The organism is Cnuella takakiae, from assembly GCF_001953305.1.
Lineage (GTDB): Bacteria > Bacteroidota > Bacteroidia > Chitinophagales > Chitinophagaceae > Flavisolibacter > Flavisolibacter takakiae.
Genome location: NZ_MTFE01000010.1, coordinates 1,970,147 through 1,978,316, shown reverse-complemented (window position 1 = coordinate 1,978,316; position 8,170 = coordinate 1,970,147). Strand labels below are relative to the sequence as shown.

Annotated in this window: 7 protein-coding genes; 2 read left to right on the top strand and 5 right to left on the bottom strand. The window is 52.0% G+C overall.

Translation table 11 applies throughout. The features are described from left to right. Positions 1-75: 75 nt before the first annotated feature. The 5 genes from BUE76_RS08665 to BUE76_RS08645 all read right to left on the bottom strand — a co-directional run bounded on the left by BUE76_RS08665 (position 76) and on the right by BUE76_RS08645 (position 4,715). Positions 76-618 carry a heavy-metal-associated domain-containing protein gene (locus tag BUE76_RS08665; RefSeq protein ID WP_073042606.1) on the bottom strand — a complete coding sequence of 181 codons (543 nt, stop codon included), beginning with the start codon at positions 616-618 and terminating at the stop codon, positions 76-78. A gap of 77 nt (positions 619-695) precedes the next feature. Next, on the bottom strand, positions 696-1,214 hold the full coding sequence (locus tag BUE76_RS24735) for a cation transporter (protein ID WP_073042608.1): 519 nt from the start codon (positions 1,212-1,214) through the stop codon (positions 696-698). A gap of 103 nt (positions 1,215-1,317) precedes the next feature. Further along, positions 1,318-1,707, bottom strand: coding sequence for an HYC_CC_PP family protein (locus BUE76_RS08655; RefSeq protein ID WP_073042610.1), 390 nt, complete (start codon positions 1,705-1,707; stop codon positions 1,318-1,320). 181 nt (positions 1,708-1,888) lie between these two features. Continuing rightward, complete coding sequence (locus BUE76_RS08650; protein WP_073042612.1) at positions 1,889-3,877, bottom strand: putative porin; 1,989 nt, start codon at positions 3,875-3,877, stop codon at positions 1,889-1,891. Positions 3,878-3,896: 19 nt separating this feature from the next. After that, a complete protein-coding gene (locus BUE76_RS08645) occupies positions 3,897-4,715 on the bottom strand; it encodes a purine-nucleoside phosphorylase (protein ID WP_073042674.1) in 819 nt (272 codons plus the stop codon). 237 nt (positions 4,716-4,952) lie between these two features. Here BUE76_RS08645 and sucD point away from each other — a divergent pair, with 237 nt between their 5' ends. Together sucD and BUE76_RS08635 are read left to right on the top strand one after the other, a co-directional pair. Beyond that, positions 4,953-5,828 carry a succinate--CoA ligase subunit alpha gene (gene sucD / locus BUE76_RS08640; protein ID WP_073042614.1) on the top strand — a complete coding sequence of 292 codons (876 nt, stop codon included), beginning with the start codon at positions 4,953-4,955 and terminating at the stop codon, positions 5,826-5,828. A gap of 299 nt (positions 5,829-6,127) precedes the next feature. Then, complete coding sequence (locus BUE76_RS08635; protein ID WP_073042616.1) at positions 6,128-7,981, top strand: alpha-2-macroglobulin family protein; 1,854 nt, start codon at positions 6,128-6,130, stop codon at positions 7,979-7,981. Positions 7,982-8,170: the final 189 nt, after the last annotated feature.

Here is an 8,170-nt window from a genome sequence, read left to right as displayed (position 1 = left end):
GGAGCACTTTGCGCCTTAGCGCCTATGCGAGCAAATTTGCTCGCATAGGCGCTAAGGCGCAAAGAAGCAATTGGATTACAGCATTACATGGTACACCCTGGCGGCGGCGCCCGGCGCCTTGGTGCAGCAGGTTTCCATCTTACCGGTTATTACACAGGCCATGCTGGAAAGGCTGCTCACTTTCTTAAACTCCTTTTCCGAAACAAAGGATTTGTCCACCACCTTGAAGGTAGCCGTGGCAGGCAGCTCCTGGCCTTTAGCATTCAGGAAATGGTAGGTTTTACCACCAATGGTAATGTGCTTGTCTTTTTCGACTTTCTGAGGATCCAGCTTAGCAGTCAGGTCCAGTTTGGCAACCGAAAAACCGGCATCTTCCACAGCGCCGCTCAGGGCGTCGGGGTCAACAGCAGCACCTGCTTTAAATGCAAGGGTATACTCCTGCTTGTCGATATCTACATCCACTTTTTGTACAAAAGGAATTTTCTGCAATGCATTCAGCACCGCTTTGGAACACATGGAACAGGTGAGGCCGCTGGCCTGGAGACGGGCTTCCTGTACCTGGGCATTGGCGCCAAAAGCAAGGAAGAAGGAGGCTATAAGGGAAAGAATCTTTTTCATGTTGTATGGTTGTTGGACCATAGACGATGGACAATGGACCATGGTCTATCGTCCATCGTCTAGGGTCAATTAAAGTGTTAGGCTTTCTTAGCGGCATGCTTACTGCACTTGCCGTCTTTGCAGCAATCGGCACCGGGCTCGCAGCAGGCGGTTCCGTCTGTTTTTGCGCAGCAGGAACCATCCTTGGCGCACTGTCCGTCCTGGCAGCACTTGGCGTCCTTGGCACAGGTACCATCGGCGCAGCAATTGCCGGCTTTGGCGCTGGCAGTGCGGTCGTATTTGCAGCACTCGTGGAGGTTAGTATAGGCAGCTTCGCTGGCCTTTACTTCGGGGGTATCGTAACCGGCAGCAGCCACGCTTTGCTGCACCTTAACCGAATTGGTAGCGGCGGGACTGTAGTTGATCACCAGTTGCTTGCTATCAGGGCTCCAGGAGGCAAAAGAAGCACCGGCGGCTTTGGCGGCAGTTTCGATCTTCTTTTTACACATGCCACAGTTACCCGATACATTGAGGGTATCGCTCTTGGTTTGGGCAAAAGAAACAGAGGAGAAAGCAACGAATACAAAAGAGAGGAAAAATGCTTGAAGCGTTTTCATGATAATAGTGATTTAAGTTGATGTGTGACAATAAGGAGCATGCGGGGCATGCACGTGCAGGCGCACGAATAGGTACCGGTGGGGTACCGGCAGTCACCTCAGCTTAAATACGGAAAACGCAGTTTTGCAGGTAGGTATCCTGCTCACTTATCAGCGGTGGTGCATGGGCAGGGGTGGCCTGGTAAAAAGCTACCTGCTCAGCGGCTTCAAAGGGGAAAAAGGCGGGCACCGGAAGATCCAGGGCCACACCAAAATGAAACACGGCAAAAGTGGCGGCGCTCTGGTCCTGTTCTACTTTCAGCAGCTTCACTTCATCGTCGCAGCAGCCCGCCTTTTTCTTCAGGGGCATGCCGCATTTGCCGCAATCCTTTTTTTCTGGGTGCCCTATTTCCATACCGGCATAATCACCCATGCAATAGTGCAGGTTCACAACGAAACCCGTACTAACAGTGAAGTAAGCGAGGAGCAATATGGTAACCCAGATGCGTTTCATGAACAGCACAAATATAGGCCGGAATATGGTTTTATAAAGTTGAGCAAGGTCAGCCGGGTGGCAAATGTTTGCTAAAAAGACGACGGACAACAAGGACGACGGACGACGAAGCAAAAGAGACGCGTGTGATTAGTTGCCATTGTCCCGTGGTCCGTGGTCCTTCGTCTGTGGTCTGCGCTCCCTAGTTCAGGAAAGTCCAGTAAAAACCAAAACGAATGACCATACCCGGATAAGGGTACTCAGGTGCGCCCAGGTTGTTGGCGGTGAAACCGGGATTATCGCCCAGTTCAAATGCATTCAGGTTCTCGGCACGTACATAGCCGTTGAAATTGCGGATGCGGAAATGGAAAAATCCTGTCACGTCGGGGCGGTTGTTGATGGTAAACCCTTCCTGGTAGAAAAAGCGGCCCAGCACCGGCGAGTAGTCATCCCCCTCGTACGGCGTATGGTACCGCATCTCCACGCCAGTGGACAGGTTGAGGTTTTTGAAAAACAATCCTTCAAACGCCAGTCGGTTGCGGGTAAAAAGCAAAGGAATATTCAGTTCCGCATCCCCGGTTTTCTGCTGCAGGTGCACATCGCTGTAGAGGCGCCAGTAGCGGCCCAGGCGGAAGGTTTTGGAGGCCCCCACCCGCAGCACGTTGAAGAGGGCACCTTCCTGCTGGAGCTTGTAAAAATCCTTCAGGTAGAGGTAATTGGCTACCAGGTAATAATCGCCGTACAGCTGGAGGCGCAGCTTTTCGATGGAAAGGTTACCAAAGAAATGGCTCCTGTTTTCCTTATTAAACTCCTTGGCGGCATCGAGGTAAAACTGGCTGCGGGTATCGTACTGGAACGAAGGCGAGCGGTTGATGTTCTCGCCGCCAATTTGCAAAGAACCCAGCCCCGGCACGTTGCGGCGCAGGGATGCATAAGCCCGGTAGTCGCCGATATTGTAACCACCAAGGTGCAGCCGGCCCGATGCTTCCAGCTCCCACTTCTTGTTGCGGGTACGGTTGCGGTACTCGGCATAGCCAATGATGTTGAACAGGTTTACCTTGCTCTTTACCTGGCCCTGTATCAGTTGGAACTGTGCGCCCAGCTTCAGAAACTGCTGCAGGTTCTTGGCATCCGGGAACTGGTAAATGGAAAAATCATTTTCCAGGATGCGCCAGCGGTCCTGCAGGTTCATGCTGTCGGTGGGCGGCTTGTACTTGTAAAAACTTTCGTAATAAGCGGTATCAGCCTCAATCTGGTCGAAAAAGCGATAGCTGCTGCTGTTGTAATGAAGGGTATGCTCAAAACGCACTCTTGGGTAAAACAGCGGGATTACCGAGGAATCGGTTACAATAGAATCCTTGCGGCCAAGGTCGTACTGCTGCCGCATCAGGGCGTGAAACTCAACGTAGCGGTTGCCGGTGGAAATATTACTATTAAAAAAGTCGCGGCCAAACTCGGGGTCGCCACCCAGCCGCACGGGGATATTGAAGCGGTCGGAAAAAAGGGAGCTATCGAGATAGCGCATCCCCTGTATGCCGCCGTTCTCCCCGCTTTGCAGGGAATTGGCCAGCACCACGAAATAATTATTGTACCGCTTGGCTGGTGCCTGGTAATAAGAGTTGAACAGGTAATTATTGTGGTTGGTCTTCTGGCTTTTGAAAAAACCCGGCGAGTTGATCAGCCGGTAATGGAGCGAGAAGTTCCAGTAGGGCCGGATATTCTGCGTGTGCAGCACTTCAATCTGCTGTTGCTGGTTGCCGCCCAGCAGGTAACCCAGTTGGGTAAAAGGCCTGGAGGTATTGTAAAAAGGAAGGGTTTCCAGGTCCCATTTGTACACATCAAAAGCATGAAAGCCAGGGTCAAACCCGATGCGGTTGCCGGGAGCAAAAAGCAGCGAGCGGGTAGCCGTACCCACATTGCCCAGGTAGGTATGATGTGCCGGGATGGGCTGGCGTACGGTAAAATCGTTCAGGCTGCTGTCGAGCCGGTGTACATAGTTGGAGTCGAGAAAACGGAAACTAAGGTTCACGCTGTCCTCGCTACGATCGCGGCGCTGCAGCGAGTCGCCACCACCACCGCCCATACCTCCTCCCCCGCCACGGGGTATACGCCGCAACACACCCGGCATCTGGGCATTGGCGGCAGTGTGGAACAAGAGGAAAAGGGCGGTGAACAGGGCTACAAAACGCATCAAAATATTTCCTTCAGAATTAAAGCGAACGGATCAGCTCACGGAATACGGTAGAGAACAGGGGTTCGGCGGCATTGGCAGCCTCCAGCACTTCTTCGTGGGTAATCACGTTTTCTTCCTCGCGGATGCCGAGGTCGGTGATTACGCTCATGGCAAAAACATCCATTCCCATGTGCACGGCGGCGATTACTTCCTGTACGGTGCTCATACCCACGGCATCGGCACCCAGGATGTGAATGAGTTTGTACTCGGCACGGGTTTCAAAGGTGGGCCCTGTTACGCCGAAGTAAACGCCCTGGTGTAGCAGGATATTATTTTCCTGGCCAATTTCAACAGCCTTTTGGATCAGCGATTTTTTATATGGCTCGCTCATGTCGGGGAAGCGGGGACCCATACGGTTGTCGTTGCGGCCCAGCAGCGGGTTGATGGTGGCAAAAGAAATATGATCGTTGATGATCATCAGGTCGCCTACTTTAAAGTTGGCATTGACGCCACCGGCAGCATTGGAGAGCAACAAGGTTTGAATACCCAGCAACTTCATTACACGGATCGGGAATACCACTTGTGTGGCGCTGTAACCTTCATAAAAATGGAAACGTCCCGACATGGCAAGGATGGGTTTACCCGCCACCGACCCGATGATCAGTTTTCCCGAGTGTCCTTCAACGGTAGATACGGGGAAGTGCGGGATATCGCTGTAGGCAATTTCTTTTTCCACTACGATCTCCTGCACAAAATTGCCCAGGCCACTACCCAGTACAACGGCTACTTTGGGACTATTGGTAACAAAGGGCTGCAGGTATGCAGCCGCTTCCTGAAGTTGCTGATAGGTTTCCATAAAGACGGCAAAGATAGTGCGGAGTTTGGAGTTTGGGGGTTGGGGTTGAAAGGGGGAGGGTTTTGGGTTTCTGGTTTTTTGTTTCTGGTTTTTGGTTAAAGCCGGTTTGCAACCATTATCACTGAACAATTAGCTGGTTAGCAAAAATGCCCGACTGCTCTAACTAAGTACCAGAAACTAAAAACAACCCCCCCCAAACCGCAAACTCCTTACATTTGCCCCACTTAAATTTTTCCGATGAGCGTTCTTGTAAATAAAGACTCCAAGGTATTGGTGCAGGGTTTTACCGGCACCGAGGGTACGTTTCATGCCTCTCAGATGATTGAGTACGGAACCAACGTTGTAGGCGGTGTAACACCCGGCAAGGGTGGCACTACGCACCTCGACCGCCCGGTGTTCAATACCGTGGCTGCTTGCGTACAACAAACCGGCGCCAATGTATCCATTATCTTCGTTCCCCCGGCATTTGCTGCCGACGCGGTAATGGAAGCTGCCGATGCAGGTGTAGCCCTGGTGGTTTGTATCACCGAAGGCATCCCTGTAGCAGATATGGTGAAGGTTAAAAACTACCTGCAAGGCAAGAACTCCCGCCTCATCGGTCCCAACTGCCCCGGCGTAATCACTGCCGACGAGTGCAAAGTAGGTATCATGCCCGGCTTTGTATTTAAGAAAGGCCGCGTAGGTATCGTTTCCAAATCGGGTACCCTCACCTACGAAGCTGCCGACCAGGTAGCCAAAGCTGGCCTGGGCATTTCTACCGCCATCGGTATCGGCGGAGACCCCATCATCGGTACGACCACCAAGGAAGCCGTTGAGCTCTTCATGAACGACCCTGAAACCGATGCCATCGTAATGATTGGTGAAATTGGTGGCGGCATGGAAGCCGAAGCTGCCCGCTGGATCAAGGAAACCGGCAACAAGAAACCCGTAGTTGGTTTCATCGCCGGCCAAACCGCGCCTCCCGGCCGCCGTATGGGTCACGCAGGTGCCATCGTTGGTGGCGCCGAAGACACTGCCGCTGCCAAAATGCAGATCATGGCAGAATGCGGTATCAATGTAGTAGACAGCCCCGCCGAAATTGGTAAGACCATGGCTGCTGTACTGGGTAAATAAGCTGTTAGCATTTAGCAGTTGGCTGTTGGCTTTTAGCTGCTGGCTACTGGCTTAAGCCTTAAAATATAGGCGCTTCCTTCGGGAGGCGCTTTTTTTATATTGAACCACAATGACCCGAAGACAGGAAGGAAGCACAAAGGAAAATTCTAAATGCTTTTGCTTACCCCTATCACCCCTTTCCGGCATACCTGAAAAACACCTTTGCGCCTTTGCTCCTCCGCGCCTTTGCGTGAAACCCTTCGTTGCTCCGTTGCGTCGTTGCAAGAAATCCTCCGCGCTGGCTTAACTTGCCACCCTACATGAGAACACTTTTATTCTGCATACTGATCTTCATAGCCAGCTCTGCACAGGCCCAAAAATCCTTACTACTCCAGCCCGCCATACCTGCCATTCTCCGCAACGGCGACCGCATGGAATTTCAACTCACCATCCAAAATAGCGGCAGCAAGGATCAAACCGGCCAGGCCGAACTACAACTGACAGACGCGGAAACCGGTGTCAGCATCGACGGTTGGTTCCAGAATGTATTTCCCAACCAATATTTTACGGCAGAAGCCAAACAGGCAGCGGTGGCCAGCTTCCCCATTGAAGTGCCCTACCAGTTTTTCAAAAAAGCAGCCTGGCGTTTTATTGTACGCACCCCCACCGACTCCCTGATCACCAGTGGCAGCTTTCCCGTGCTGCCGGTATTGCAACCGTTTTCCAAAACAGCTTTATTCAGTGGTGCAGGCAACTTTACCTTTCCTGCACTGCTGGAAAGCGGCACAACAGATACCCGTCAAAATGCAGCCTTGCACATTGAAGCGGCTGCATCGCCAAAAGTTTTTGCCTATGCAGCCCTGGCCAAACAACTGGAGGCAAACAGCATAACAGCAATAGACCTGGGCCGGCAGTTATTTGCAGCCCATATGCTCAAGCAACTGGCAACCAACAATCCAACAGCATACGGAGAAATAGCCCATTTATCCACTAAAGCATTGGATACAACAACCAGCCGGTTGTTCGCCAGGCTACTTTCCTTGCAACAGACCAGTGGCGGGTTCAGCCTGCTGCCCGGTGGCAATCTAGATGCCCTTACTTCCTGGCAGGTTGGCCTCAACCTGGCCCGGCTGCGCCAATTGAAAGCAACCACCAGCAGGGAGGAACAAAACGCTTTTAAAAAAGTTATTAGTTACCTGCAACGCACCCAACACGAATTGCCAACCGTTGTTATGGCCTACTTGGAAACGATGGCCGGGCTGCCGGTTAGTGCATCCAAAAACCAACAATGGATCAGTGCATCCCTGAGCACCCAGCCCCACTGGGTTCAGGCAATGACCGCCGTGCTGTTGCAACGCATGGGCAAAAAGGAAGCAGGCGCTCAGGTGTACCAACTGGCAAAATCCAAACAACTGCAAAATGAAGCATCAGATCCTTCCCTTGTGTCAACACAGAGCCTGATGCTGGAATATGCCCTGCTGGCAAATGACACAGCAAACATGAAATCGATTTCCATTCAGGTTTTGGAGCAATTATCAGGTGAAACGAACCATTCTACCGCCAATGCCTATGCGCTTTTATTGGAAAAAGCTTCATCAATGGCTATTACCAATGCAAACATTCAATTAGGCAAGCTGCCTCTATTCGCTGCAACGAGTCATTTTTTTTATGATACCAGCATAGCCGGTGGCCTGGTACAGCCGGCACTGGGCAAAATCCAGATCGGGCAACAGGGTCAGGGGCCATTGCTCACCCGGGTTGTATGGCACTATGTAGACGAAAGCAGCGATGTGCAACCCGAAGGCATTATTCTCACCAGAACCTGGTCAGGAGTAAAAGACGGCAACACCCAACCGCTCACCGAAGGACTGCGTGTTGCGCAGGGAAGCCAACTGGAACTGACTATAGAAATAAATACCACGAAGTCTTTGAAAGACCTGCATCTTTCGACTGGTGTTCCGGCAGGTTTCAAACCGCTTACCCGCCAAATGCAAGCTGAACCGGGCTTTGTTAACTTGCACCTGCCCCTATTGCAACCTGGCAAACACCGTTTTACCTGTCGCATACAAGCAGAGCAAAAAGGGAGTTTTGCCAGCGGCCCAGTGGTGCTCAGATCAGTAGGCAATGAGCAACCGCTAGCCCGGATGAATGGAGAGGTGGTTGTTGTGGAGTGAGGTGGTTGTAAATGGGCGGTGACCGGGAAAAAGGCGGCATGACAGTACCTGAGGACGCTGTCATGCCGACGCATGTCCGGATCTCCTGCTTTCATCGGAGCACTGGGAGTACAAGGGGATGCCGAAACAAGTTCGGCATAACAAGCCGCTGAAGGTCGTATATGCTTTCTTAACTTGCGCAACCAAAAA

Excerpts from the sequence above, each read along its gene's own strand:
- BUE76_RS08665 (WP_073042606.1), bottom strand. The coding sequence starts at position 618 with ATGAAAAAGATTCTTTCCCTTATAGCCTCCTTCTTCCTTGCTTTTGGC.
- BUE76_RS24735 (WP_073042608.1), bottom strand. The coding sequence starts at position 1,214 with ATGAAAACGCTTCAAGCATTTTTCCTCTCTTTTGTATTCGTTGCTTTC.
- BUE76_RS08655 (WP_073042610.1), bottom strand. The coding sequence starts at position 1,707 with ATGAAACGCATCTGGGTTACCATATTGCTCCTCGCTTACTTCACTGTT.
- BUE76_RS08650 (WP_073042612.1), bottom strand. The coding sequence starts at position 3,877 with ATGCGTTTTGTAGCCCTGTTCACCGCCCTTTTCCTCTTGTTCCACACT.
- BUE76_RS08645 (WP_073042674.1), bottom strand. The coding sequence starts at position 4,715 with ATGGAAACCTATCAGCAACTTCAGGAAGCGGCTGCATACCTGCAGCCC.
- sucD (WP_073042614.1), top strand. The coding sequence starts at position 4,953 with ATGAGCGTTCTTGTAAATAAAGACTCCAAGGTATTGGTGCAGGGTTTT.
- BUE76_RS08635 (WP_073042616.1), top strand. The coding sequence starts at position 6,128 with ATGAGAACACTTTTATTCTGCATACTGATCTTCATAGCCAGCTCTGCA.